At 74.8% G+C, this 26,125-nt stretch carries 19 protein-coding genes and 1 pseudogene; 14 read left to right on the top strand and 6 right to left on the bottom strand.

What is annotated here, in order from left to right; all coding sequences use genetic code 11:
• Window positions 1-8: 8 nt before the first annotated feature.
• Window positions 9-3,353, top strand: coding sequence for a S8 family serine peptidase (locus FHX32_RS04940; RefSeq protein ID WP_167179659.1), 3,345 nt, complete (start codon window positions 9-11; stop codon window positions 3,351-3,353).
• A gap of 51 nt (window positions 3,354-3,404) precedes the next feature.
• Here FHX32_RS04940 and dapD read toward each other — a convergent pair whose 3' ends face one another.
• Window positions 3,405-4,364: a 2,3,4,5-tetrahydropyridine-2,6-dicarboxylate N-succinyltransferase gene (gene dapD / locus FHX32_RS04935; protein ID WP_167179658.1), complete on the bottom strand. Its 960-nt coding sequence runs from the start codon at window positions 4,362-4,364 to the stop codon at window positions 3,405-3,407.
• A gap of 80 nt (window positions 4,365-4,444) precedes the next feature.
• On the opposite strand from dapD, the gene dapE reads away from it, so the two are divergent.
• Both dapE and FHX32_RS04925 read left to right on the top strand, forming a co-directional pair.
• Window positions 4,445-5,518, top strand: a complete 1,074-nt coding sequence (gene dapE, locus FHX32_RS04930; protein ID WP_167179657.1) for a succinyl-diaminopimelate desuccinylase — start codon at window positions 4,445-4,447, stop codon at window positions 5,516-5,518.
• A 236-nt stretch (window positions 5,519-5,754) separates the two neighbouring features.
• Window positions 5,755-6,984: an IS110 family RNA-guided transposase gene (locus tag FHX32_RS04925; protein ID WP_167179656.1), complete on the top strand. Its 1,230-nt coding sequence runs from the start codon at window positions 5,755-5,757 to the stop codon at window positions 6,982-6,984.
• Window positions 6,985-7,117: 133 nt separating this feature from the next.
• Here FHX32_RS04925 and FHX32_RS04920 read toward each other — a convergent pair whose 3' ends face one another.
• On the bottom strand, window positions 7,118-7,285 hold the full coding sequence (locus FHX32_RS04920) for a hypothetical protein (RefSeq protein WP_167179655.1): 168 nt from the start codon (window positions 7,283-7,285) through the stop codon (window positions 7,118-7,120).
• 155 nt (window positions 7,286-7,440) lie between these two features.
• On the opposite strand from FHX32_RS04920, the pseudogene FHX32_RS04915 reads away from it, so the two are divergent.
• The 10 genes and pseudogenes from FHX32_RS04915 to nudC all read left to right on the top strand — a co-directional run.
• Window positions 7,441-8,274, top strand: a pseudogene (locus tag FHX32_RS04915) (LOG family protein); the annotation flags it as partial.
• A 167-nt stretch (window positions 8,275-8,441) separates the two neighbouring features.
• Entirely contained in the window at window positions 8,442-8,987 is a 546-nt protein-coding gene (locus tag FHX32_RS04910) for a TIGR00730 family Rossman fold protein (protein WP_167179654.1), read from the top strand.
• A gap of 100 nt (window positions 8,988-9,087) precedes the next feature.
• Complete coding sequence (locus FHX32_RS04905) at window positions 9,088-12,492, top strand: ATP-dependent DNA helicase (RefSeq protein WP_167179653.1); 3,405 nt, start codon at window positions 9,088-9,090, stop codon at window positions 12,490-12,492.
• A 38-nt stretch (window positions 12,493-12,530) separates the two neighbouring features.
• A complete protein-coding gene (locus tag FHX32_RS04900) occupies window positions 12,531-15,908 on the top strand; it encodes an ATP-dependent DNA helicase (protein WP_167179652.1) in 3,378 nt (1,125 codons plus the stop codon).
• 204 nt (window positions 15,909-16,112) lie between these two features.
• Window positions 16,113-16,316 (top strand): cold-shock protein, encoded by a 204-nt coding sequence (locus FHX32_RS04895; RefSeq protein ID WP_007072850.1) that lies wholly within the window; start codon window positions 16,113-16,115, stop codon window positions 16,314-16,316.
• A gap of 198 nt (window positions 16,317-16,514) precedes the next feature.
• Window positions 16,515-17,807 carry a DEAD/DEAH box helicase gene (locus FHX32_RS04890; protein WP_167179651.1) on the top strand — a complete coding sequence of 431 codons (1,293 nt, stop codon included), beginning with the start codon at window positions 16,515-16,517 and terminating at the stop codon, window positions 17,805-17,807.
• 184 nt (window positions 17,808-17,991) lie between these two features.
• The gene (locus tag FHX32_RS04885) at window positions 17,992-18,207 is read left to right on the top strand and encodes a hypothetical protein (RefSeq protein ID WP_167179650.1); all 216 of its coding nucleotides are present in this window, start codon (window positions 17,992-17,994) and stop codon (window positions 18,205-18,207) included.
• Window positions 18,208-18,390: 183 nt separating this feature from the next.
• Window positions 18,391-19,701 (top strand): M16 family metallopeptidase, encoded by a 1,311-nt coding sequence (locus tag FHX32_RS04880; RefSeq protein ID WP_167179649.1) that lies wholly within the window; start codon window positions 18,391-18,393, stop codon window positions 19,699-19,701.
• A gap of 306 nt (window positions 19,702-20,007) precedes the next feature.
• A complete protein-coding gene (locus tag FHX32_RS04875; protein WP_167179648.1) occupies window positions 20,008-21,390 on the top strand; it encodes a M16 family metallopeptidase in 1,383 nt (460 codons plus the stop codon).
• Window positions 21,387-22,331 (top strand): NAD(+) diphosphatase, encoded by a 945-nt coding sequence (gene nudC / locus FHX32_RS04870; protein ID WP_167179647.1) that lies wholly within the window; start codon window positions 21,387-21,389, stop codon window positions 22,329-22,331. Before FHX32_RS04875 ends, nudC begins: the two co-directional genes overlap by 4 nt.
• Window positions 22,332-22,461: 130 nt before the next feature.
• Here nudC and FHX32_RS04865 read toward each other — a convergent pair whose 3' ends face one another.
• From FHX32_RS04865 to FHX32_RS04855, 3 genes are all read right to left on the bottom strand, one after another.
• Window positions 22,462-22,731, bottom strand: coding sequence for a hypothetical protein (locus FHX32_RS04865; RefSeq protein ID WP_167179646.1), 270 nt, complete (start codon window positions 22,729-22,731; stop codon window positions 22,462-22,464).
• 207 nt (window positions 22,732-22,938) lie between these two features.
• A complete protein-coding gene (locus FHX32_RS04860; protein WP_167179645.1) occupies window positions 22,939-23,175 on the bottom strand; it encodes a DUF397 domain-containing protein in 237 nt (78 codons plus the stop codon).
• Window positions 23,176-23,249: 74 nt separating this feature from the next.
• Window positions 23,250-24,227 (bottom strand): Scr1 family TA system antitoxin-like transcriptional regulator, encoded by a 978-nt coding sequence (locus tag FHX32_RS04855; protein ID WP_167179644.1) that lies wholly within the window; start codon window positions 24,225-24,227, stop codon window positions 23,250-23,252.
• A gap of 229 nt (window positions 24,228-24,456) precedes the next feature.
• Between FHX32_RS04855 and FHX32_RS04850 the strand changes: the two genes are divergently transcribed.
• The gene (locus tag FHX32_RS04850; RefSeq protein WP_167179643.1) at window positions 24,457-25,734 is read left to right on the top strand and encodes an MFS transporter; all 1,278 of its coding nucleotides are present in this window, start codon (window positions 24,457-24,459) and stop codon (window positions 25,732-25,734) included.
• A gap of 82 nt (window positions 25,735-25,816) precedes the next feature.
• Here the strand turns inward: FHX32_RS04850 and FHX32_RS04845 are convergent, their stop codons facing one another.
• Window positions 25,817-26,059, bottom strand: coding sequence for a mycoredoxin (locus FHX32_RS04845; protein ID WP_167179642.1), 243 nt, complete (start codon window positions 26,057-26,059; stop codon window positions 25,817-25,819).
• Between the last annotated feature and the right edge of the window lie 66 nt (window positions 26,060-26,125).

Genomic DNA, 26,125 nt, shown 5'->3' with positions numbered 1-26,125 from the left:
AGGATCCGTTGCACCGAATCAGAAAACTGGCCGGCCTCGGCCTCGCGCTCGGTCTGGTGCTGGGCACCCCCGGCCTGGCCGTGGCCGAGGCCCCGACCGCCCCGACCTCGGCCGGGCCGGACGCCGCCGCCCGGCCAAGCGCACCGACCGCCGGGCGATCCGCCAGCGTCACCCTGCTCACAAGCGACCGGGTCACCGTCACCGCCACCGGCTCCGCCAGCGTACGGCCGGGTCCGGGACGGGACGGCGTCCGCTTCCTGACCCGCCGGGAGCGGGGCCACCTCTCGGTCGTGCCGCACGACGCCCTGCCGCTGATCCGGGCCGGCCGGGTCGACCGGCGGCTCTTCGACGTCACCGAACTGATCGCGGCCGGCTACGACGACGCCCGGCGGGCCGACCTGCCGGTGCTGATCGCCGGGGGCGCGGGGAACGCCCGGCGCGCCGCCACACCCGCGGGCGTGACGGTCACCCGCGACCTGCCCGCCATCGGCGGGGTGGCCGCCCGGGCGGCCAAGCAACGCACCGGGGAACTCTGGGCGGCGCTCGCCGCCGCCGGCGCCCGGGTCGACACGGCGGGGGGTGTCGACAGGGTCTGGCTGGACGGCCGGCGGCGGATCACGCTGGAGCGCAGCGTCCCGCAGATCGGCGCTCCGGCGGCGCACCAGGCCGGCTTCACCGGTCGGGGCGTACGGGTCGCGGTGCTGGACACCGGCGTCGACGCCGGGCACCCGGACCTGGCCGGTCGGGTGGCCGAGGCGCGCAACTTCACCGAGGAGGCGGTGCCGGGCGACGTGATCGGGCACGGCACCCACGTCGCCTCGATCATCGCCGGTGGGGGCGCCGCCTCGGGTGGGCGCTACCGGGGCGTGGCGCCGGACGCGACGTTGCTCTCCGGCAAGGTGTGCGAGACGAACTGGTGCACCGACTCGGCGATCCTGGCCGGCATGCACTGGGCCGCCGTCGAGCAGCGGGCAGACGTGATCAACATGAGCCTCACCGGCGGCGACACCCCGGAGGTCGACCCGCTGGAGGCGGCCGTGCAGGAGCTGACCGCGCAGACCGGCGCGCTCTTCGTGGTCTCCGCCGGCAACGACGGCGGCCTCGCCCCGGTCGGCTCGCCGGGCACCGCGGACGACGCGCTCGCCGTCGGCGCCGTCGACCGGGATGACGCGCTCGCCTACTTCTCCAGCCGTGGCCCCCGCGTCGGCGACGACGCCCTCAAGCCGGACCTCACCGCGCCGGGCGTGGAGATCGTCGCCGCCCGCGCCGCGGACGGGGTGATCGGTGACCCGGCGGGGGACGGGTACGTCTCGCTCTCCGGCACCTCGATGGCCGCCCCGCACGTCGCCGGCGCGGCGGCGCTGCTCGCCCAGCGGCACGGCGACTGGACCGCCGGCCAACTCAAGGCGACCCTGATGGCCGCGGCGAAGCCGCACCCGGAGCAGACCGCGTACGAGCAGGGCGCCGGCCGGGTCGACGTGGCGCGGGCGATCGACCAGCGGGTGACCAGCGAGCCGGCGAGCGTGTCGTTCGGCCGGGCGCCCTGGCCGCACGCCGACGACACCCCGATCACCCGGGAGGTGACCTGGCGGAACACCGGACCGGCCGAGCTCACCCTCGGCCTCACCGTCGAGGCCACCGGTCCGGCGGGCGCCCCGGCGCCGGCCGGCATGTTCACCCTGAGCGCGAACCGGGTCACCGTCCCGGCCGGCGGCACGGCCACTGCGACGGTCACCGCCGACACCCGGCTCGACGGCCCGGACGGCCACTACACCGGCCGGATCGTCGCCCGCTCCGGCGACACCGTCGCGATCACCCCGCTGGCGGTGAACCGGGAGGTGGAGAGCTACACGCTCACCGTCCGGCACCTGGGGCGCGACGGCGCGCCGACCGACCGGCACAGCACCACCCTGGCCGGACTGGACGGCTTCGTCGTCCACGACCTGTACGACCCGGACGGCACCGCCGAACTGCGGGTGCCCAAGGGGCGGTACGGCCTGTCCAGCTACCTGTTCACCGTGGACGGCGACCAGGTGACCGACTCCGCGATCCTGGCCCGGCCCGAGCTGGTGCTCGACCGGGACACCGCGATCACCGTCGACCTGCGGCGGGCGAAGCCGGTCCGCACCACCGTGCCCCGGCGGGACGCCACCCCGGTGCTGGTCGACGTCGGCGCGAACTTCACCGCCGCCGACGGCAGCTCCTACAGTTTCGGCCTGCTGGGCTTCGACTTCACCGGGATGGCCAGCGGACAGGTCGGCCCGGCCGGCTCGGCCGAGCGCTTCGTCGGCACGGTGAGTAGCCAGTGGGCCGACCGCGAGGCGGCCAGCAGCCCGTACCTCTACGCGCTGAGCGAGGGGTTCCCCGGCCGGATGCCGGCCGGCTTCGACCGGCACTACCGGGCGCGCGACCTGGCCACCGTCACCCAGCGGTTCCGGGGCGGCTATCCCGACCTGGCCGCGGAACGGATGGTCTTCGCGCACCTGGAGCCGGACGTCGGCGGCTGGGCGGCGGTGCTGCCGACGGCGGTGCCGGGGCAGCGGGTGGAGCACTACAACACCCGGGGCGTGCGGTGGTCGTCGGAGCTGCTGTTCGGGGTGCGGACCGACGACGGCTGGCTCGAACCCCGGGCCGCGTTGGCGTCCGAGGCACGGGCCTACCGGGCCGGCCGGCACCTGCGGGAGAGCTGGAACTCCGCGCCGTACGGCCCGTCCTTCCCGGTGCCGCGCTGGCCAGGGCAGGGGGTCACCCGGCAGGGTGACGTGATCGTGCTGGACGTGCCGCTGCACAGTGACGCCGAGGGGCACGCCGGCGGCTCGGTCGCCGACACCGCCCGGACCGCCCTCTACCGCGACGGCGTGCTGGTCGGGGAGAACGCCGAGCCGGGCTACGGCGAGTTCGAGGTGCCGCCGGGCGCCGCGGACTACCGGCTGGAGACGCTGTCCCGGCGTGGTTTCACCGACCTCAGCACCGAGGTGGCCACGGCCTGGACGTTCCGGTCCCGGCACGTGGCCGGCGAGGACTACGCCCGGTTGCCGGCGATGGCGATCCGGTTCGCGCCGCGGCTGGACGCCGGCAACGCGGCTCCGGCCGGCCGGGAGTTCGTGATCCCGGTCCAGGTGCGGCGGCAGCCCGGCGCGCCGGGCGGACGGGTCGCCGCGCTGACCGTCGAGGTCTCCTACGACGGTGGGGTGACCTGGCAGCGGGCCCGGGTCCGGCCGGCCGGCGACGGCTGGGCGGCCGGCGTGCGGCATCCGGCCGGCGCGGGTCACGTGTCGCTGCGGGCCACCGCCCGGGACACCGCCGGCAACACGGTGACCACCCGGATCATTCAGGCGTACCGGCTGCGCTGAGGCGTACCGCCTCCGGGTCCGCGGCGTGCCGCGGACCCGGAGGTGCTGCCGTCAGTCGTTGGCGTGCAGCGCCGCGTTCAGCTCGATGCCCCGGCCGGTACGCGGCCGGGCCTCCAGCGCGCCGGTCACCGAGTTGCGCCAGAAGAGCAGGCCGTCCAGGCCGGAGAGTTCGCGGGCCTTGACCACTCGGCCGTCCGGCAGGGTGATCTTGGAGGCGGCGGTGATGTAGCAGCCGGCCTCGACCACGCAGTCGTCGCCGAGCGAGATGCCGACGCCGGCGTTCGCGCCGACCAGGCTCCGCTCGCCGATCCGCACCTTCTCGGTGCCGCCGCCGGAGAGCGTGCCCATGATCGAGGCGCCGCCGCCGATGTCCGAGCCGTCACCGACCAGCACGCCCTGCACGATCCGCCCCTCGACCATGGAGGCGCCGAGCGTGCCGGCGTTGAAGTTCACGAAGCCCTCGTGCATCACCGTGGTGCCGGAGGCCAGGTGGGCGCCGAGCCGGACCCGGTCGGCGTCGGCGATCCGGACGCCGGAGGGGACCACGTAGTCGGTCATCCGGGGGAACTTGTCCACCCCGTGGACGACCAGGTGGCGGCCGGCGGCCCGCTCGATCACCCGCAGCTCGTCCACCCGCTCCGGTGGGCATGGCCCGGCCGAGGTCCAGGCCACGTTGGCCAGCTTGCCGAAGATGCCGTCCAGGTTGACCTCGTTGGGCCGGACCAGGCGGTGGGAGAGCAGGTGCAGCCGGAGGTACGCGTCGGCGGCGTCGGAGATCGGGTCGTCCAGCGAGCCGATCACGGTGGTCACCTCGACCGTACGCAGACCGGGCAGCGACCGCTCGCCGACCGCGCCCGGCGGCAGGTCGAGCACGTCGGCCTGGTCCTCGCCGGGCACCAGCGGCAGCTCGCCGAGCCCCAGCTTCCCGGTCGGGTACCAGGTGTCGAGCACCTGGTCGTCGGCGGTGACAGTGGCCAGGCCGATGCCCCAGGCGGAAACTGCGGACGTCACTGATTCACCTTTCGTTCGCGGCTGCGGGGCTCGCAGGCTCACTCCTCGCGCTCACCTGAACTGACGGTACCGTGCGAACCATGGAGAACCCGCTGACCCCCGAGGTCCTCGCCGATCCGGTGGCGCTGACCCGCGCCCTCGTCGACATCGAGTCCGTCTCCCGCAACGAGAAGGCGATCGCCGACTGCGTCGAGGAGGTGCTGCGCGGGGTGCCGCACCTGACCACCTTCCGGTACGGCAACACGGTGATGGCGCGTACCGACCTCGGGCGGAGCCAGCGGGTGGTGCTCGCCGGGCACCTGGACACCGTGCCGCTGAACAACAACTTCCCGTCCACCATGCGCGGCGACCTGATGTACGGCTGCGGCACCTCGGACATGAAGTCCGGCGTCGCGTTCGCGCTGCACCTGGCGGTGACCCTGCCCGACCCCCGGTACGACGTGACGTACCTGTTCTACGAGGCCGAGGAGATCGAGTCGAAGTACAACGGGCTGGAGCTGGTCGGCGCGGCGCACCCGGAGTGGCTGGTGGCCGATTTCGCGGTGCTGCTCGAACCGACGTACGGCATCGTCGAGGCCGGCTGCCAGGGCACCATGCGGGCGATCGTCACCACCCACGGCGAGCGCGCCCACGCGGCCCGGTCCTGGCACGGGGTGAACGCCATCCACGGGGCCGGCGAGGTGCTGCGCCGGCTGACCACGTACGAGGCGCGCCGGGTGACCATCGACGGCTGCGACTACCGCGAGGGGCTCAACGCGGTCCGGATCACCGGCGGGGTGGCCGGCAACGTCATCCCCGACCGCTGCGAGATCGAGATCAACTACCGGTACGCCCCGGACCGCGACCCGGCGGCCGCCGAGGCCCACCTGCGCGAGGTCTTCGCCGGCTTCGACCTGGCGGTGACGGACGCGGCGGCCGGCGCGCCGCCCGGGCTGGACGCGCCGCCGGCACAGGAGTTCCTGGCCGCCGTCGGCGCCGCGCCGATCGGCAAGCTGGGCTGGACCGACGTGGCCCGGTTCGCGGCCATGGGCATCCCGGCGCTGAACTTCGGCCCGGGCGACCCCAACCTGGCCCACCACCGGGACGAGCACGTCGAGATCAGCAAGATCCGCGACGGCGCCGTCACCCTGCACCGCTGGCTGGCCCCCGCCTAATGGGAGCTGTCGGGTGAGCCGTTGGCAGACTCGACACCGGTAGCCGCGGGTGGGTGAGCACTCCCCTCGCCTGGACTTGGAAGTCCTGGGGTCAGAGCGTGCCCCCGCTCGTGGTCGGGAGAGGAACGGCTGATGGGGTGTCGTGCCCGCCGCTGCGCGTGAGCACTGGTCCATTAGGCCGCCGGGCTCTTCCGTGGGCTGCCGAGAGTGGTCGGTGTGGTGAAGCGGAGGCGGGTGTGCTGTTCGTCGGGGACGACTGGGCAGAAGATCATCACGATGTAGAGGTGCAGGACGAGCGCGGCCGGACGTTGCGGGCCGTGCGGCTGCCCGAGGGTGTGGACGGCGTGGCTCGTTTCCATGACCTGGTGGCCGGGTTCTTGCCGGAGGATGCCTCGCCGGCGCAGGTGCTGGTGTGTATCGAGACCGACCGTGGCCCGTGGGTGCGGGCGCTGGTCGCGGCCGGCTATCAGGTCTACGGGGTCAACCCGAAGCAGGCCGCCCGGCATCGGGAGCTGATGTCGATCTCGGGCGCCAAGAGCGACAAGGCCGACGCGCGCACCCTGGCGGACATGGTGCGGACCCGCCGGCACCAGCTGCGGCAGGTCGCCGCGGACTCCGACATCGCCGAGGCGGTCAAGGTCGCCGCCCGGGCCCACCAGACGCTGATCTGGGAACGCACCCGGCACACGCTGCGGCTGCGGGCCGCGCTGCGGGAGTACTTCCCCGCCGCGCTGCAGGCATACGAGGTCCTGACGCTCACCGGTTCGGACACCCTGGAACTGCTGGCCAAGGCCCCGACACCGGCTGCGGCGGCCAAGCTGACCGTGGCGCAGATCAGCGCCGCACTCAAACGGGCCCGCCGACGCGACATCCCCACCAAGGCGGCAGCGATCCGGCAGGCACTGCGCACCGCGCACCTGGGCCAGTCCGAGATCGTCACCGGCGCATACGCGGCGACCGTCCGGGCCACAGTGGCAATCCTGCAGACCCTCAACACCGAGATCCGCACCATGGAAGGCCAGGTCGAGGCCCATTTTGGCCAGCACCCGGACGCTGAGGTCTACCTCAGCCAGCCCGGCATCGGCGCCATCCTCGGCGCCCGGGTGCTCGCAGAATTCGGTGACGCTCCCGGCCGCTACACCGACGCCAGATCCCGCAAGAACTACGCCGGCACCGCACCCATCACCCGCCAATCCGGCAAAACCAAAACCGTCCACGCCCGGTTCGTGCACAACGACCGACTCGTCAACGCCCTGCACATGCAGGCCGGCGCCGCGATCCTGCACGACACCGCCGTCCGTGCCTACTACAACGAACTCCGCGCCCGCGACGTCAGCCACCCCGCCGCCCTACGCCAGATCGGCAACCGCCTCGTCGGCATCCTCCACGGCTGCCTCAAGACCAACACCCATTACGACCAAACCACCGCTTGGTCACACCGAACCGCCCTACCCACCGCTGCTTGACACCTCAGCTCCTGGGGTGTCTGACCGGCCGGTCCTACGCATGATCAAGAGATTCGCGTCCACCGGGTTGTGCCCGGTGACGCGAACCTCTTGATCGAGGACGGACCCGGCGGGTGTAGGCGCCGGTGGGTGGTCAGATGGGCAGGGACGTGTCCGGGGTGGAGCGGACCTCCGTGGGGTCGCCGGCCGGGTCGGCGGCGACGGGCTCCATCTGCCGGGCGCGGCGGCGCTCGGCCACCACGTCGCGGATCCGCCGCTGCATCTGCCGGCGGATCCGGATCATCTCGCTGTTGCTGATCACGCTGACTCCTCCCCCGAAGGCGCGCGCCGGGGCATACCCGGTATGTGAATAGTAAGACGTACGAGCCAGCGAAATAGTTGCCCAAGATCGCGAACAATTTCCCGGCCTCGTCGCCCCGCGCACCCGGCCGGTACGACTCCACTACGGTTGCTCCCATGAGTCAGAGCAACGGGCGGGAGGCCGGCCGCGCTCCCGGGCAGGAGCGGCACCGGGGTGCGGTCACGCTGCGCCGGCAGGCGATTCCCACCAGCACCGCCGATCAGCGGCTGCTCGACTCCCGGGCCCGCAGCGACTGGAAGACCAAGGACGCCTGGCGGGCACTGCGGATCCTCTCCGAGTTCGTCGAGGGGTTCGACACCCTGGCCGACCTGCCGCCGGCGGTGAGCGTCTTCGGCTCCGCCCGCAGCCTGCCGGAGAGCCCGGAGTGCCAGCTGGCCGAGGCGCTGGGCGCCGCCCTGGCCCGGGCCGGCTACGCGGTGATCACCGGCGGCGGGCCAGGGGTGATGGAGGCGGCCAACCGGGGTGCCAGCGAGGCAGGCGGGCTCTCCGTCGGGCTCGGCATCGAGCTTCCGTTCGAGCAGGGCCTCAACGACTGGGTCGACCTCGCCATCGACTTCCGCTACTTCTTCGCCCGCAAGACCATGTTCGTCAAGTACGCCCAGGCGTTCGTGGTGCTGCCCGGCGGCTTCGGCACCATGGACGAGCTGTTCGAAGCGCTCACCCTGGTGCAGACCGGCAAGGTCACCCGGTTCCCGGTGGTGCTGATGGGCGCCGACTACTGGAGCGGGCTGCTCGACTGGCTGCGCGACACGATGGCGGCCAGCGGCAAGATCGGGCCGGTCGACCTGGAGCTGATCTGCGTGACCGACGACGTCAACGCGGCGGTCCGGCACATCGTGGAGGCCGAGGCCACCCTCTCCGCCGAGCAGGAGGCGGTGCGCGAGGAGGCGGTCGCCCGGGCCGCGGCCGACCAGCACGTGGCGGGCGAGGCGACCAACGGTGACCGGGCGGCCGGCGGCGGAGCCGCCGCGCCGGTCGGTGGCGGGCCTACCGGTGACCGGCCCGGCCGGGTCACCGGCGTCGGCGGGGACCGCTCGGGCGAGCGGCCGGCCGGTCCGGCCCGCCCGGCGGGCGACGGGGAAGGCGCGGGCTGACCGTGGCCGCTATCTGCGTCTTCTGCGCGTCCTCCCGAACCCTCGACCGGCGCTGGCTGGACCTCGCGGCCGAGGCCGGCGCGGAGATCGCCCGGCGCGGGCACACCCTGGTCAGCGGCGGTGGGTGCGTCGGCATGATGGGCGCGGTCGCCGACGGGGCGCGGACGGCCGGCGGCCCGACCCTCGGGGTCATCCCGCAGGCGCTGGTCGACCTGGAGGTCGCCGACCTGGCCTCGGACGAGCTGCTGGTCACCGACTCGATGGCCAGCCGGAAGAACCTCATGATCGAGAAGTCGGACGCGTTCCTCACCCTGCCGGGCGGTCTCGGCACGCTCGACGAGCTCTTCGAGGTCTGGACCACCGCCACCCTGGCCCTGCACGCCAAGCCGATGGTGCTGCTCGACACGGACGGCTTCTACCGGCCGCTGCTCGACTGGCTGGGCACGCTCGCCGACGCCACCTTCCTCAAGCCCGCCGGCCTCGGCCTGCTCACCGTGGTGGACACCGTCCCCGCCGCCCTCGACGCCATCGAGTCCCGCCTCACCTGACCCGCCAGGCCCGCCGTCCCGGCCGGTCCGGGATGGGGGCTGCCCGGGACGGGTGGAGTGTCGGAGAGGGGGTGTCGTACCGGCGTGGTGGGATGGGCGGATGCAGGCGTACCGGTTGGTGCGTCGGCCTGACCGGCCGACCGAGGAGCTCGGGTCGACCGGGCGGCCGACCGAGGAGCTCGTGCCGCGGCGCAGCGATCCGGTGCAGGCGGAGGTGGTCGGGCACACCGACGGGCCGATGCTGGTGCTCGGCGGCCCGGGCACCGGCAAGACCAGCACCCTGGTCGAGGCGGTCGCCGCCCGGGTGGCCGAGGGCGTCGACCCGGAACGCATCCTGGTGCTCACCTTCGGCCGGCGGGGCGCCACCGACCTGCGGCACCGGATCGAGGCGCGGGTCGCCCGGGGCAGCTCCCGGGTGCTCCGCGAGCCGCTGGTCCGCACCTTCCCGGCGTACGCCTTCGGCCTGCTGCGCCGGGCCGCGGCCGAGCGGGGCGAGCCGTCGCCCCGGCTGCTCACCGGCCCGGAGCAGGATCTGATCATCCGTGAGCTGCTGGACGTGGTCGGCGAGGAGCCGGACGACGACCCGGTCGGCTGGCCGGAGGACCTGCGACCGGCGCTGCGCACCCGGGCCTTCGCCGCCCAGCTGCGCGACCTGCTCATGCGGGCCGCCGAGCGCGGGGTCGGGCCGGTCGAGCTGGCCCGGCTCGGCGAGAAGCTCGGCCGTGCCGACTGGCCGGCCGCCGCCCGCTTCCTGCGCGAGTACGTCGCGGTGCTCGCGTTGCGCGACGTCAGCAACCGCGGTTCCATCGCGTACGACCCGGCCGAGCTGGTCCGGGCCGCCACCGGCATGCTGCTCGACGACGAGGAGCTGCTCGCGGCCGAGCGGCGCCGGCTGGCGTACGTCTACGTCGACGAGCTGGCCGACACCGACCCGGCCCAGCTCGACCTGCTCGCGGCGGTGGCCGGGGGCGGCAAGCCGCTGGTCGCCTTCGCCGACCCGGATTCCTCCACGTACGCCTTCCGCGGCGCCGACCCGGCCGGGGTGACCACCTTCCCGCACCGGTTCCGCACCGCCTCCGGGGCGCCCGCCGCGCAGGTGGTGCTGACCACCTCCTACCGGGCCGGGCCCCGGCTGCTGTCCGCGTCCGCCCGGCTGGCCCGGCGGTTGCGCGGCCCGGCGGCGCACCGCCGGCTGCGCCCGCTGCCCGACGCGGCGCCCGGGTCGGTCCAGGTGCACACCTTCCGCTCGGCGACCAGCGAGGCGGCCTGGCTGGCCCACGCGCTGCGGGCGGCGCACCTGCTCGACGGGGTGCCCTGGTCGGAGATGGCGGTGCTGGTGCGCTCCACCGCGCGCCAGCTGCCCTCGCTGCAACGAGCGCTGCACGCCGCCGGGGTGCCGACCGTGGTGCACGGTGAGGACCTGCCGCTGCACCTGCAACCGGCGGTGGCGCCGCTGCTGCTCCTGCTGCGCTGCGCGCTGGAGCCGGAGCGGCTCGACGAGGAGGCAGCGGTCGCCCTGCTGCACTCGCCGCTGGGCGGCGCCGACCCGCTCGCCGAGCGGCGACTGCGGCAGGGGCTGCGGGCGCTCGCGCTGGCCGCCGGTGACCGCCGCCCGTCCGGTGAGCTGATCGTCGAGGCGCTGCGCGACCCGGTCGAACTGGCCGGGATCGAGCGCCGCTGGGCGGAACCGGCACAGACCGTGGCCGGCCTGCTCGCCGTCACCCGGGAGGCGGCGGCCCGGCCGGGGGCGACCGCCGAGGAGGTGCTCTGGGCGGTCTGGCGGGCCAGCGGGCTGGCCGAGCTCTGGTCGTCCGCGATCGGCCGGGGTGCGGCGGCGCCCGGCGAGGGCGATGCGGCGCGCCGGCGCCGGGCCGAGGCGGCCGACCGTGACCTGGACGCGGTGATGGTGCTCTTCGACGCCGCCGCGCGGTTCACCGACCGGCTGCCCGGCGCGCGGACCGAGGTCTTCCTCGACCACGTGCTCGGTCAGGATCTGCCCGCCGACACCCTGGCGCCGACCGCCGACCGGGGCGAGGCGGTCCGGCTGCTCACCGCGCACGCGGCGAAGGGACTGGAATGGGACCTGGTCGCGGTGGCCGGGGTGCAGGAGGGCGTCTGGCCCGACCTGCGGCTGCGCGGCAGCCTGCTCGGCTCGGAACGGCTGGTCGACGTGCTCGCCGGCCGGGCCGGCGGGGGCGGGGTGGCCACCCTGGTCGGGCAGACCTCGGCGCTGCTCGACGAGGAACGCCGGCTGTTCCACGTCGCGGTGACCCGGGCCCGGCGCCGGCTGCTGGTCAGCGCGGTGGCCTCCGCCGCCGTCGGCGGTGACGACCACGAGGAGCAGCCGAGCCGCTTCCTCTACGAACTCGGCCCCATCGACCCCGGCGGTCACCCGACGGACGACCGCCCGCCGCCGCCCGACGACCGCGGTCCGGACGACGACGCGCCCGGGCCGGGGCGGCCCACCGGCGACGCGGGCCAGGAGCGGCCGCGCACCCTGCCGGTGAGCCGGCCGCCGCGGGCGCTGGCCCTGCCGGCGCTGGTGGCGGAGCTGCGGACCGCGGTCAGCGACCCCGACCTGCCGTACGCCCGCCGGCGCGCCGCCGCGGCCGAGCTGGCCCGGCTGGCCGCCGCCGGGGTGTCCGGCGCGCACCCGGACGACTGGTGGGGGCTGCGCCCGCTCTCCGACGACCGCCCGCTGGTGGACGACGGGGAACCGGTCCGGGTCACCCCGTCGGCGATGGAGAGCGCGCTGCGGTGCAGCCTGCGCTGGCTGCTGGAACGGCACGGCGGCAGCGCCCCGGCCAGCGCCGCGCAGGGGGTCGGCAACCTGGTGCACGCCGCCGCCATGCTGGCCGAGGACGCCAGCGCCGACCGGGGCGCGCTGCTCGACTACGTGGCCGCCCGGTTCGACGCGATCGAGCTGGCCGCCCGCTGGATGGCCGGCCCGGAGCGGGCCCGAGCCGAGGCGATGGTGGACAAGCTGCTGCGCTGGCTGGCCGCCAACCCGCGCCGGCTGCTCGCGATCGAGCACGAGTTCGCGGTACGCCTCGACGACCCGCACCACCCGGTCCAGCTCACCGGCCGGGTGGACCGGCTGGAGGTGGACGCGGACGGCCGGCTGGTGGTGGTCGACCTGAAGACCGGCAAGTCCACCGCGGTGACCGCCGCCGACCTGGCCGAGCACCCGCAGCTGGGCGCGTACCAGGCGGCGGTGGAGGCGGGGGCGTTCGCCGAGTTCGGCGACTCCTCCGGCGGGGCGGCCCTGGTGCAGCTCGGCACCGGGGCGAAGGACGCCAAGGAACAGAGCCAGCCGCCGGCCGGCGAGGGCCCGGAGGCGGGCTGGGCGACCGCGCTGGTCCGGCGCACCGCCGATACGATGGCCGCCGCCACCTTCGCCGCGGTCGCCAACTCCAAGTGCCGGGTCTGCCCGGTGCGGACGAGCTGCCCGGTCTCCGGGCAGGGGCGCCAGGTGGTCGAGCCGCCCACCGTCCGCGAGGAGTGAGCCTTGCGAGCCCCGCAGTCGCGAACCGAGCAGGCGTCGTGACCCAGCCGACGCTCTTCGGCGCCGCGACCCCGGCGCCCCGGGTGGCCGACGCCGGCCCCCGGTACACCCCGGTCGAGCTGGCGAAGCTGCTGCGGCTGCCCGCGCCGACCCGGGAGCAGGCGGCGATCATCGCCGCCCCGGTGGAGCCGCTGCTGGTGGTCGCCGGCGCCGGGTCGGGCAAGACCGAGACGATGGCCGCCCGGGTGGTCTGGCTGGTGGCCAACGCGTACGTGCGCCCGGAGCAGGTGCTCGGGCTCACCTTCACCCGCAAGGCCGCCGGCGAGCTGGCGCACCGGGTGCGTACCCGGCTGGACCAGCTGGTGCGCCGGCTCGGCCGGCAGGGCCGCGACCCGCTCGACGACCCGCTGGCCGGGGAGCCGACCGTCTCCACCTACCACTCGTACGCCGGCCGGATCGTCACCGAGCACGGGCTGCGGGCCGGCTACGAGCCGTCCACCCGGCTGCTCACCGAGGCGTCCCGCTGGCAGCTGGTCGACCTGCTGGTGCGCAACTACGACGGCGACATGTCCGAGGTGGACCGGATGCCGAGCACCATCACCGACGCGGTGCTGGCGCTCGCCGGCGAGCTGGACGAGCACCTGGTCGACCCGGACGACCTGGCCGCCTGGACCGGGCGCTTCTTCGCCGAGGTGCAGGCCCGCCCCGGCCGGGTCTACGCCGACGTGCGCAAGGCGCTCGTTCTCCAGCAGACCCGGCTGAAGCTGCTCCCGCTGGTGCGCGCATACGCCCGGCGCAAGGAGGACTTCGAGGCGATGGACTTCGCCGACCAGTTGGCCCGGGCGGCCCGGGTGGCGCGCGACCACCCCGGGGTCGGCGAGATCGAGCGGGACCGCTTCCGGGTGGTGCTGCTCGACGAGTACCAGGACACCAGCCACGCCCAGGTGGTGCTGCTCAACGCGCTCTTCGGCGGCGGGCACCCGGTGACCGCGGTCGGTGACCCGTGCCAGTCCATCTATGGCTGGCGCGGCGCGTCGGCCGGCACCCTGGACCGCTTCCCGACCGAGTTCGCCCGTGCCGGCGGCGCCCCGGCCGAGGTGCTCAGCCTCACCACCAGCTGGCGCAACCGTCCGGAGATCCTCGGGGTCGCCAACGCGCTGGCCACCCCGCTGCGGGCCGCCGGCGCCCGGGTCCCGGAGCTGCACGCGGCGCTGAGCGTCAAGGACCCGGTGCCGCACCGCAGCGCCCGCGGCGCCGCCGGCGGCACCGTGCACTGCGCGCTGCTCCCGACGTACGCCGACGAGGCGGAGTGGATCGCCGACAGCGTGCTGAACGCCTGGCGGGGCGCGGCCGGCACGCCCGGTGCGCTGCCCGAGCACATCCCGGTGCCGCTGCGGCCGACGACGGCGGTGCTGGTCCGGCTGCGCAGCCAGATCCCGGCGATCGAGTCGGCGCTGCGCGCCCGCGGCCTGCCGGTGGAGGTGGTCGGGCTGGGTGGACTGCTGGACACCCCGGAGGTGCGGGACGTGGTCTGCACCCTGCGGGTGCTGGCCGACCCGACCGACGGGGCGGCGCTGCTGCGGCTGCTCACCGGGGCCCGCTGGCGGATCGGGCCGCGGGACCTGGTGGCGCTGCACCGCCGGGCGCGGGCGATCGCCGCGGCCCGCCGGCAACTGGCCGACGACGGCACACCGGAGATCACCCCGGACGCGCTGGACGAGGCGACGCTGGTGGAGGCGCTGGCCGACCTCGGCCCGGCGCAGGCCTACTCGGCCGAGGGCTACGCGCGGCTGCGCGCGTACGCCCGGGAGCTGGGGCTGCTCCGCTACCGGCTGGACCAGTCGCTGCCGGACCTGATCGCCGACATCGAGCGGACCATCGGCCTGGACGTGGAGGTCGCGGTCCGGGCCGGCCGGGACGGCGCCGGCGACGCGGGGCTGGCCCGGGGGCACCTGGACGCGCTCGGCGACGTCGCCGCCCGGTTCAGCGGGGAGACCCCGGGCGCCACCCTGTCGGCCTTCCTCGCCTACCTGGCCGCCGCCGAGGACGAGGAGCGCGGGCTCACCCCGGGCGAGGTGGAGGTGGTCGAGGGAGCGGTGCAGATCCTCACCGCGCACGCCGCCAAGGGCCTGGAGTGGGACGTGGTTGCGGTGGCCGGGCTGTGCCGGGGCGTGTGGCCGGGGCCGGTGCGCAACTCCGACCACTGGCTCGGTGGGCTCGGCGTGCTCCCCTTCCCGCTGCGCGGTGACGCCGACGGCCTGCCCGAGCTGGGTCTGGCCGGGGCGGAGGATCAGCGCGGGATGGCCCGGGCGCTGGAGGACTTCACCGACGCATGGCGGGCGCACGACGAGCGGGAGGAGCGGCGGCTGGCGTACGTGGCGGTGACCCGGCCGCGCCGGCTGCTGCTCTGCTCCGGCTACTGGTGGGGGGAGGGCACCAAGCGGCCGCGCGGCCCGTCGGTGCTGCTCGGTGAGGTGCACGACGCCTGCCTGGACGGCGGTGCGGGGCACCTGGTCGACGAGTGGGCGCCGGAGCCTCCGCCGGACGCGACCAACCCGACGGCCGAAGTGGTGCTGCGGGCCGAATGGCCGGCCGACCCGCTGGGCGCCCGCCGGCCGGCGCTGGCCGAGGCGGCGGCGTTGGTCCGCCGGTTCCTCGCCGACGGCGACGGCGACCCCGCCGGCGGCGATCCGCTGGCTGACGACCCGGAGGTGGCGCGCTGGCGGCGGGAGGCCGACCTGCTGCTCGCCGAGCGGGCCGAGCTGACCCGGCAGGCCGGCGCGGTCGAGGTGGCGCTGCCGGGGCACCTCTCGGTGACCCAGCTGGTGGCGCTGCGCCGCGATCCGGCCGCGCTGGCCCGGACGCTGCGCCGCCCGCTGCCCAGCGAACCCAACCCGTACGCCCGCCGGGGCACCGCGTTCCACGCCTGGCTGGAGCAGCGGTTCGGGGCCGACCGGCTGCTCGACGTGGACGAGCTGCCCGGCGCGGCGGACGCGGACGCGGCGCCCGACGAGGCGCTCGCCGAACTCCAGGAGCGCTTCCTGGCCAGCGAATGGGCCGACCGGGTGCCGGTCGAGGTGGAGGTGCCGTTCGCCACGGTGATCGCCGGGGTGGTGGTCCGGGGCCGGATGGACGCGGTCTTCACCCGGCCCGGCGGGCGGTTCGACGTGGTCGACTGGAAGACCGGTGGCCAGCCCACCGGGGCCGCGGCCGACGTCGCCGCGGTGCAGCTGGCGGTCTACCGGCTGGCCTGGGCGGAGCTGGCGGGCGTGCCGGTGGAGCGGGTCGGCGCGGCGTTCCACTACGTCCGGGAAGGGGTGACCGTACGCCCGGCGGACCTGCTCGACGCGGACGGGCTGACCGCGTTGATCGCCGCCGTGCCGGAAGTTCCGGGAGACAACGCCCGCCAGCCGTGATAGGTTCGGTGCGTTGCAGTTTTGGTTACCAGAGACTCTGTGTGCGCCTGGCGGATTGTGGCCCCAGGCGCTCTTTGTTGTGTCCGGAGTTCTCCGGGCGGGGCGACCAGCAGCGACAGGCGAGCCACGCACTCCGCGTGGATCGCTCCTCTCGAGCCCGCAACAGGTGCGGGTTCGACGTTCCGTCAAGGAGACGAGACAAGCATGGCTATTGGCACCGTCAAGTGGTTCAACGCTGACAAGGGCTTCGGTTTCATCACCCCGGACGGCGGCGGCGCCGACGTCTTCGCCCACTTCTCGGCGATCCAGTCCTCCGGCTACCGGAGCCTGGACGAGAACCAGCGGGTCGAGTTCGAGATCACCCAGGGCCAGAAGGGCCCGCAGGCGGAGAACATCCGCCCGCTCTGATCTGCGGCGACACCCGTAGTTAGGCACCTCCGCCGCGCCCTCCGGGCGCGGTGACGGGGCCGGCCCGCCCCACTGCACGGCGGGCCGGCCCCGTACCCCCTCGGTTCGTGCTTGTGACCACCGCGGCCTGGTTCCGCCGGTGACAGCGCCGCCTCCGGCGCCTTCCTCGACACGTGCCGCCTCGAGGAAGGCTTCCCGTTGACCACCGTCGTACCCTCCTTCGCCGGCACCGGCCTGGCGCCGGCCCTGCTCACCACGCTGACCGCGCAGGGCATCACCGAGCCGTTCCCGATCCAGGCGGCCACCCTGCCCGACTCGCTCGCCGGCCGGGACGTGCTCGGCCGGGGCCGCACCGGCTCCGGCAAGACGCTCGCCTTCGGGCTCCCGCTGCTGCACCGCACCGCCGGCGACCGGGCCCGGCCCGGCCGCCCGCTGGCGCTGGTGCTGGTGCCGACCCGAGAGCTGGCCCAGCAGGTCAGCACCGCGCTCGCCCCGTACGCCCGCGCCGTCGGGGTGCGCTGCGCCACCGTGGTCGGCGGCCTCTCGCTGGGGCGCCAGGCGGACGCGCTGCGCGCCGGCGCGGAACTGGTCGTGGCCACCCCCGGCCGGCTGCACGACCTGATCAACCGCGGTGACGTCCGGCTCGACCAGGTCGCGACCACCGTGCTGGACGAGGCCGACCAGATGGCCGACATGGGCTTCCTGCCGCAGGTCACCAAGCTGCTGGAGCAGGTCGCCCCGGACGGGCAGCGGATGCTCTTCTCGGCCACCCTGGACGGTGGCGTGGACCGCCTGGTCCGCCGGTTCCTCAGCGCCCCGGTCACCCACTCGGTCGACCCGGGCACCGCCACGGTGACCGCGATGACCCACCACCTGCTGCACGTCGACGCGGTCGACAAGCCCGCCACGCTGGCCCAGATCGCCGCCCGCGAGGGTCGCACCATCCTGTTCATGGGCACCAAGCACCGCGCCGACCGGCTGGCCCGGCAGTTGCTGGCCAAGGGGGTCCGCGCCGCGGCGCTGCACGGCGGCAAGTCGCAGCCGCAGCGCACCCGGATCCTGGAGCAGTTCCGCACCGGGCAGGTGACCGCGCTGGTCGCCACCGACGTCGCGGCCCGGGGCATCCACGTCGACGGGCTGGACCTGGTGGTCAACGTGGACCCGCCGGCCGAGGCGAAGGACTACCTGCACCGGGGTGGGCGGACCGCCCGGGCCGGCGAGTCCGGCACGGTGGTCACACTGGTCCTGCCCGAGCAGCGCCGGGACGTCTCGCGGCTGATGGCGGCCGCCGGCATCCGGCCGCAGGCGGCGCAGGTCCGCCCCGGCGACCCGACGCTGGTCCGGACGACCGGTGCCCGCGAGCCGTCCGGCGTACCGGTGACCATCGCCGCCCCGCCAGCCCCGGCCGCCCGCGCCAGCGGCACGGCCGGCCGCACTCCGCATCGCGCCTCCGGTCGGCCGCGCCGCCCGCGCCGCCCCCGCGCCTCCTGACGCCGGCCGACGCGTCGGGCACCGTCACCCTGCTGGCCTCGGCGCGACGCCGGCGCCGGTCGCCTGCTGAGTCGGCAATCAGCGCCGGCTGGGTCGGGTGGCCGACTGTGCCGGCGCCGCCCGTGGTCGAGGCTGACGGCGGGGAGACAGCCGGGCTGATCGGCTCGACGCGGGAGGGGTGACCATGGCGGGCGACACCGGCTCGACGGCGCTGCGTGAGCTGCTGTTCGTGGTCGCGGTCGCCGCCGCCGGGCTGCTGCTCGCCATGGTCGCGGTCTTCACGCCCTGGCACGCCAGGCCGGGCGGGGCCGCCCCGGCCGGCCCGGTGGAGCTGCACAGCCCGGCCGGCGCGGTGGACGAGCCCGGCCCGTCCGGGCGGATGGACCCGACCGCCGGCTGAGCCGCGGTCGTCGTACCCCGGCCGGACCGGCGCCCGCGGAGGGGCGGGCCCGGTCGCGGGGTGCGAGGCGTGGTCGGGTCGGCGGGGCACCGGCCCGGCCACGCCGTCTGGCGCCGCGTCCGCCCGGTCCCGGCTCGGCGGAGGTCACCGGCACGGGGGTGCCGACGCGTTAGAGTCGATCACGTGCCGACGCGGAGAGCGAGAATCCCAGTCACCAAGTACCCGGCCGAACGGTTCAGCCTCGACAACGGCCTGCGGGTGGTGCTCACCCCGGACCGCAGCGCACCGGTGATCGGCGTCGCGGTCGTCTACGACGTCGGCATCCGTTCCGAACCGGAGGGCCGCACCGGCTTCGCCCACCTCTTCGAACACCTGATGTTCCAGGGCTCGGAGAACCTGGAGAAGCTGGCCCACTTCCGGCACGTGCAGGGCGCGGGCGGCACCTTCAACGGCTCCACCCACCTGGACTACACCGACTACTTCGAGACCCTGCCGGGCAACGCGCTGGAGCGGGCGCTCTTCCTGGAGGCCGACCGGATGCGCGGCCCCCGGCTGACCGAGGAGAACCTGCGCAACCAGGTCGACGTGGTCAAGGAGGAGATCCGGGTCAACGTGCTCAACCGCCCGTATGGCGGGTTCCCCTGGCTGACCCTGCCGCCGGTCATGTTCGACACCTTCCCGAACGCGCACGACGGCTACGGCTCCTTCGTCGACCTGGAGTCGGCCACCGTCGCGGACGCCGCCGACTTCTTCCGCCGCTACTACGCCAGCGGCAACGCGGTGCTCGCGGTCAGCGGCGACATCGACGTGGCCGAGGCGACCGAGCTGATCGGCCGGCACTTCGGGGACGTGCCGGCCCGGCCCGCGCCCGAGCGGCCGGACTTCGCCGAGCCGGACCTGACCGTCGAGCGGCGCACCGCGTACACCGACAAGCTGGCCCCGCTGCCGGCGGTGGCCTCGGCCTGGCGGGTGCCCGACCCGCTCGCCGACTTCGCCGGCTACCTGCCGTACGTGGTGCTCGCCGAGGTGCTCACCGACGGCGACGCGTCCCGGCTGGTCGAGCGGCTGGTGCTGCGGGACCGGACGGTCACCAGCGTCGGTGGCTATCTCGGTTTCATGGGCGACCCGTTCGACGTGCGGGACCCGACGGCGCTGCTGCTCCAGGCGCACCTGCCGCCCGGTGGCGACGTGGACAAGGTGCTGCGCACCGTTGACGAGGAGCTGGACCGGCTGGCCACCGACGGGCTGGCCGACGGCGAGCTGGGCCGCACCCAGGCCAGGATGGCCACCCACCTGCTACGCGACACCGACGCGGTGCTCACCCGGGCGCTTCGGATGGCCGTGCTGGAACAGCAGCGCGGCGAGCCGGGGCTGCTCAACGAGCTGCCCCGGCTGGTCGGCGAGGTCACCGAGGAGCAGATCCGGGCCGCCGCCGCCACCCTGCGGCCGGAGCGCCGCGCGTCCGTCGAGGTCATTCCGGGAGGTGCCCGGTGAGCGCGAGGAGTGAGCCGGGGTTGCGAGCCCCGCAGTCGCGAACGAAAGGCGGGCTCCGGTGAGCGCGAGGAGTGAGCCGGGGTTGCGAGCCCCGCAGTCGCGAACGAAAGGCGGGCTCCGGTGAGCGCGAGGAGTGAGCCGGGGTTGCGAGCCCCGCAGTCGCGAACGAAAGGCGGGCTCCGGTGAGCGCGAGGAGTGAGCCGGGGTTGCGAGCCCCGCAGTCGCGAACGAAAGGCGGGCTCCGGTGAGCGCGAGGAGTGAGCCGGGGTTGCGAGCCCCGCAGTCGCGAACGAAAGGCGCGCTCCGGTGAGCGCGAGGAGTGAGCGGGCCGCGGCGTCGCGGACGGACGGCGAGGGGACGGCGACCGGGCCGCGGACGCTGCCGCCGCTCGGTCCGCACCGCAAGCTCAAGCTGCCCCGGCAGGCCGAGCGCACGCTCGGCAACGGCCTCACCGTGATCGCGGTACGCCGGTCCGCGGTGCCCCTGGTCGAGCTGCGGCTCTGGATGCCGTTCGGCCGCGCACCCCTGGCCCGCGGCGCGATGCTCGCGCAGACCCTGCTCTCCGGCACGGAGACGATGTCCAGCGTGCAGCTCGCCGCCGAGTTGCAGAAGGTCGGCGGCGGGCTCTCCGCCGGCATCGACCCGGACCGGCTGATGCTCTCCGGCGCCAGCCTGGTCACCGGGCTGGACCGGATGCTGGAGCTGCTCGGCGAGGTGCTGACCGGGGCGAGCTACCCGAGCGGGGAGGTCGCCACCGAGCGGGACCGGCTGGTCGACCGGATCCAGGTGGCGCGGAGCCAACCGGCGCACCTGGCCCGCACCGCGCTGCTCAAGCGGATCTACGGCCGGCACCCGTACGCGGTGCAGACCCCGGAGCCGGGGCAGGTCCGCGCGGTCCGGCCGGGTGTGCTGCGTGCCCTGCACGCCCAGCGGGTGCACCCGGCCGACGCGGTGCTGGTGCTGGTCGGCGACGTGCAGCCGGAGCGGGCCCTGGACGCGGCCGAGAAGGCGCTGTCCGGGTGGAACGGGGCCGGCCACACCGCCGACCTGCCGCCCGCCCCGCCGCTGGAGCCGGGTCCGCTGCTGCTGGTCGACCGGCCCGGCTCGGTGCAGTCTTCGCTGCGGGTGGCGCTGCCGGCGGTGCCGCGCACCCACCCCGACCACGCCGCGCTGCAACTGGCCAACCTGGTCTTCGGCGGCTACTTCTCGTCCCGGTGGGTGGAGAACATCAGGGAGGACAAGGGCTACACCTACGGGCCGCACTCGCTGGTGGAGCACTCGGTGGCCGGCTCGGTGCTGGTGGCCGCCGCCGAGGTGGCCACCGAGGTGACCGGGCCGGCGCTGCTGGAGACGACGTACGAGCTGGGCCGGCTGGCCTCGCTGCCGCCGAAGCCGGACGAGCTGGAGCAGGCCCGCCGGTACGCCCTCGGCACGCTCCAGCTCGGCATGGCCACCCAGGCCGGGCTGGCCTCGCTGACCAGCGCGTACGCCGGCAACGGGCTGCGCCTGGAGTTCCTCGCCGAGCACGCCGCCCGGCTGGCGAAGGCGACCGTGGACGACGTCGCCGCGGCCGCCGCCCGCTACCTCGCCCCGGCCCGGGCGGTCACCGTGGTGCTGGGTGACGCTGAGCGGATCGCACCGGCGCTGGCCGCGCTGACCCCGGTCGATGTCCAGCCGGTGGGGGCGTGAGCGGGGAGGCCGAGCCACCGCTGGCCCGGTCCACGCTGGACCGGGCGGCGCACCGGCGTACCGACCCGGACTGGCTGGCGCGGGCGTGGTCGCAGGCCCGGGTGCTGGTGCTCGACTCGGCGAACGAGGGTCGGGCGCTGGTGCGTGCCGACGTGACCCCGCCGGTGCTGGTGCTGCTCGGTTCGGACGACGTGCCGCCGACCGCCGGCGCCGCGCGGATGTTCCTCGGCGTCGAGCCGGACGGGGTGCCGGTCTTCGCGGTGGATGCCCCGTTGCCGGCGGTGCCGGGCGCCCGCGCGGCGCACCTGCGCGAGGTGGGGCACCTGCTCGGCGACCGGGACGCCGGGCTGTTCACCACCGCCCTCGCGCTGGTCAACTGGCACCTGCGGCACCGCTACTCGTCGGCCAGCGGCCACCCGACGGAGGTGGACGAGGCGGGCTGGTCCCGGATCGACGCGGACGGCGACCGGATCTGGCCGCGTACCGACCCGGCGATGATCGTGCTGGTGCACGACGGGCAGCCCGGCCCGGACGGGCGGTGCCTGCTCGGCAACAACGCCACCTGGCCGGGCGTGCCGGGCGAGCGCCGATTTTCCTGCCTGGCCGGCTACGTGGAGCCGGGGGAGTCGGCCGAGGCGGCGGTGCTGCGCGAGGTGCACGAGGAGGTCGGTGTCCCGGTCGAGGGCATCGCGTACGTGGGCAGCCAGGCGTGGCCGTTCCCCGGCTCGCTGATGCTGGGCTTCCTGGCCACCGCCGACCCGGAGCATCCAGTGCGGCTCGACCCGGCGGAGATCGCGTACGCCCGGTGGTTCACCCGGCGGGAGATCGGTGCGGCGCTGGCCGGGCGGACGGTGGACGTGGGCGGCGCCCGGCTGGTCCTGCCGCCGCCGTCGTCGATCGCGCTCTTCCTGATCCACCGCTGGCTGGACGGCGGGCGCTGACCGGATGTCCGTGCGGTCCCGGCTCGTGGCCGCCGTTGCCGCGACGGTCACGAGCCGGGAACACGGGCCGCCGTGGTCGGCGGGGCAAGGAACACGGCGGGGGAGCCGGTCCGACCACGACGGACGTCGGTCAGCTGCCGGGGCCGGGCGGCCGGTGTGGCCGGGCCGGCGCGTCGAGCGGCAGCACCTTCACCCGTTGCCGGCCGGCGCGTACCGCGCCGACCGTCGACAGTGCCCGGGCCAGCAGCATCGCGGCGTCCCGATCCTCGGCGTGGACGATCTGGCGGCGCGGCTCGGGGGTGGTGGTCTCGTCCCGCAGTCGGACCCCGCCGGCCCAGGCGGCGGCGATGTCCACGTCGGCGGCGGCGCGGATGTCGGTGCGAACGATCAGGAACCGCATGTCGGTCTCCGGATGTACCGCGACGGATGGGAACGGGTGGAAGTTCCACGTCACTTTGGGGTCATGTTACGCCGCGTGGTCGAGTCAGCAACCCATACGGCGTGATCGGCCCGCAGCCTCGTCCGATCAACGGATGGCGGGCCGGCATGGTCGGACGGTCGACGGGGCCGCCGGCGCGCTGCCGACGGCCCCGTCCCGTTCACCGGATCAGTCCAGGTCGAACTGTCCGTTCTTGGTGCCGGTGAGGAAGCCCAGCCAGCCGGCCCGGTCGAACAGCAGCACCGGGCCACCGCGGTCCTTGCTGTCCCGCAGGGCGACGGCAGCCGGGCCAGTGCGTAGCGGGGCGACCTCGACGCAGTTGGAGGTCTGGCTGCGCGTGCTGGTACGCCACGGGGCGTCCGCCAGTTGCGCGAGGACGGACGGCGTGTTGCGGAATTCGTTCATCGTGCCACTCCTGAGGTGAACCGTTGCGATGGCTCGAGCGGTCGCTGCACGTCCCGACCGGGGTCCCCCGTGGATCACCGTTCGGTCAGGCGTCCGGAATGCCGGCGGCGCTGGACCGGCGTCGTTGCCGGTCCGAACGCCACTGTGGACGGGGTCGCCGCCTCGGCCAGCCGCCCCGTCGCCTCGATCAGCCAGGAGAGGGTGTCCGATGCGGAGAGCGCCGCCGTACATAACCACTCGAACGCCACTTTATAGCGATTTAGGGTGTTTACCTCGGTGGACATGACGTCGGTGAACCCACCCTCGATGGCGAGGGTCTCCGGATCGAGCGGATCGGCGAACCGGTAGAGGGAGAACGCGGTCGGCGGGAGGTACCACTCGCCGATCGGCGTGTCCCTCGGTAGCACGTGCAGCGTGACGTTCGGCAGCATGGCCAGCTCGCAGAGCTGGATCACCTGCTCGCGGAGCACCTCCGGCGGCCCGGCCCGGCCGCCCAGCGCCGCCTCCTCCAGCACCGCCGTGTAGCGGGGCGCGTCGGTGCCCCGGGTGAGCAGCTTCTGGCGGGCCAGCCGGGCCTGTACCTGGGTCTCGGTGTCCTCGGCGTCGGGGTCGCCGGCGTCCTCGCCGACCTGCCGGGCCGAGGCGATCCGCACCCGCGCGTAGCCCGGGGTCTGCAACAGCCCGGGCACCAGTACCGGGTTGTACTCGGAGATCTCCGCGCAGCCGGCCTCCAGTTCGGCGAAGCCGCGTTGCTGCGGGGTCATCGCCGGGAACGACCGCAGCCAGCCACGCATGTCGCCGGCCTCCTGGGTGATGCCCAGCAACTCCTCGCGCAGCGCCTCGTCCGCTCCGTAGAGGTCCAGCAGGTCGAGCACGTCCTGCGGGTCGGGCCGGCTGCGCCCGTTCTCCAACCGGGACAGCTTGGACGCGGAAGCCCAGCCGATCCGCTCGATGACCTGGTCTCCGGTGAGACCGGCGGCCTCGCGCAGCCGGCGCAACTCGGTGCCCAACCTGCGGCGACGCAGGATCGGGCTGGGTGAGGCAGGAGGCACGGCGTCCTCTTTCCCGTCGACCGCCGCGGACGCGACGGTAACTGTATGACATTCGCCCCCCACGGTCAGTATGGACGGCGCGGCCGGCGTCGGTGGTTCCGGCGAGGGCGTGTCTCGCAGAAAAGAGGACCGTGGAGGGGTGCGGCTGGTCGGTGACCCGCCGCCGGGCCCGACCACCGCCGCCCCGACCGCGTCTTCGGGCGCGGGCCATCCCGCCGGAGGGGGACCCATGCGCACCGTCCTGCGCCGCCCGGACTTCCGCCTGCTCTTCGCCGGCCTGCTGGCCAGCATGGCCGCGGAGTCGATCCTGCTGCTGGCGCTCGCCGTTTGGGTGAAGGACCTGACCGGGTCGGACGGCCTGGCCGGCGCGACCATCTTCGCCGTCATCGCGCCGATGACCCTGGCGCCGCTGGTCGGCTGGTTCGTCGACCGCCACCCCCGCCGACCATTCTTCGTGGTGGCCAACCTGGTCACGGCGGCGCTGCTCACGCCGCTGTTCGCGGTCGGCGACCGGGCCGACGTGTGGATCATCTACGCGGTCGCGGCGCTGTACGGCCTGTCGTACATCACGCTGAGCGCCGTGCTCAGCGGGCTGATCCGGCAACTGGTCCCGGCCGACCTGGTGGCCGAGGCGAACGGCGTGCTGCAGACCGTCCGGCAGGGGCTGCGGCTGATCGGCCCGCTGGCCGGCGCCGGGCTCTACGCGGCCGTCGGTGGGTGGCTGCTGGCCGCGCTGGCGATGGTCGGTTTCGCAGTGGCGGCCGCCGTGGTCGGGGCGCTGCGGGTGCCCGAGAGCCCGGCGGCGACCGCGGCTCTGCGCTGGCCGGCCGAACTCGGGGCGGGGCTGCGGCACCTGGCCGGCGAGCCGGCGCTGCGCCGGGCGCTGTTCGGCTACGGCCTGGGTTCGCTGGTGATGGGCTTCAGCGAGTCACTGATCTTCGCGTACGTCGACCGGGGGCTCGGCCGGGATGCCGCGTTCGTCGGCGTGCTGGTCACCGTGCAGGGGATCGGCGGACTGCTCGGCGGGCTGCTCTCGGCCGGCGTGGTACGCCGGGTGGGCGAGGTCGGCACGCTCGCCGCCGGGGTCGCCCTCTTCGGGCCGGCGGCGCTGGCGCTGGCGTACCCGAGCCTGTGGCTGGGCTTCGCGGCGGTGCTGCTGGCCGGGGTCTCGCTGCCGCTGACCATGGTCGGGCTGCACACGCTCATCCAGCGGCGTACCCCGGCCGGGCTGATCGGCCGGGTCGCCGCGGCCGCGGAGGCGGTGGTCAGCGGCCCGCAGGCACTCTCCATCGGGGCCGGCGCCCTACTCGTCGGCGTGCTGGACTACCGGCTGCTCTTCGCCCTGATCGGCCTGGCCACCCTGCTCGTCGGCACTTACCTCTGGCACCACCGCACCCTCACCCCACCCCCACCTCACTCCCCAACCCACCGCCCCCCGCTCCCCACCCCGCGCCGCCCGGTCGATCATGAAGTTGTTGTCACGACACGCCGGCGGCGCGGCCACTAACTTCATGATCAACGGGGATGACCGGGGGGAGATGCGGCGGAGCGGCCGCCCGGGGGCGGCCGCTCCGGTGGGTTGCTGTGGGTCAGCTGGCGAGGGTGGCCAGGCGTTGCTTGACCTGGGTGATCGAGGGGTTGGTCAGGGCGCTGCCATCGGCGAAGCGCAGCGTCGGGACGGTCTGGTTGCCGCCGTTGACGCTCATCACGAACTCCGCGGCCTCCGGGTCCTGCTCGATGTCGACCACCTCGTATCCGATGCCCTCCCGATCGAGCTGCGACTTCAGCCGGTGGCAGTAGCCGCACCAGGGGGTGGAATACATCGTCAACATGGTCAGATCCTCCAACAGTCGGCCACGGCTTGCCGATCAAGCCCGGGCTAACCGCTGTAACGTCCG

The organism is Micromonospora sp. CNZ280, from assembly GCF_011759515.1.
Note: the sequence above shows the minus strand (reverse complement) of the source record. Positions and strands in the feature narration are given on the sequence as shown.

What these genes read in the sequence shown, in the direction of transcription:
- dapE (WP_167179657.1), top strand. Translation starts at nt 4,445, where the DNA reads ATGGAGAACCCGCTGACCCCCGAGGTCCTCGCCGATCCGGTGGCGCTG.
- FHX32_RS04905 (WP_167179653.1), top strand. Translation starts at nt 9,088, where the DNA reads ATGCAGGCGTACCGGTTGGTGCGTCGGCCTGACCGGCCGACCGAGGAG.
- FHX32_RS04895 (WP_007072850.1), top strand. Translation starts at nt 16,113, where the DNA reads ATGGCTATTGGCACCGTCAAGTGGTTCAACGCTGACAAGGGCTTCGGT.
- FHX32_RS04885 (WP_167179650.1), top strand. Translation starts at nt 17,992, where the DNA reads ATGGCGGGCGACACCGGCTCGACGGCGCTGCGTGAGCTGCTGTTCGTG.
- FHX32_RS04865 (WP_167179646.1), bottom strand. Translation starts at nt 22,731, where the DNA reads ATGCGGTTCCTGATCGTTCGCACCGACATCCGCGCCGCCGCCGACGTG.
- FHX32_RS04860 (WP_167179645.1), bottom strand. Translation starts at nt 23,175, where the DNA reads ATGAACGAATTCCGCAACACGCCGTCCGTCCTCGCGCAACTGGCGGAC.
- FHX32_RS04850 (WP_167179643.1), top strand. Translation starts at nt 24,457, where the DNA reads ATGCGCACCGTCCTGCGCCGCCCGGACTTCCGCCTGCTCTTCGCCGGC.
- FHX32_RS04845 (WP_167179642.1), bottom strand. Translation starts at nt 26,059, where the DNA reads ATGTTGACGATGTATTCCACCCCCTGGTGCGGCTACTGCCACCGGCTG.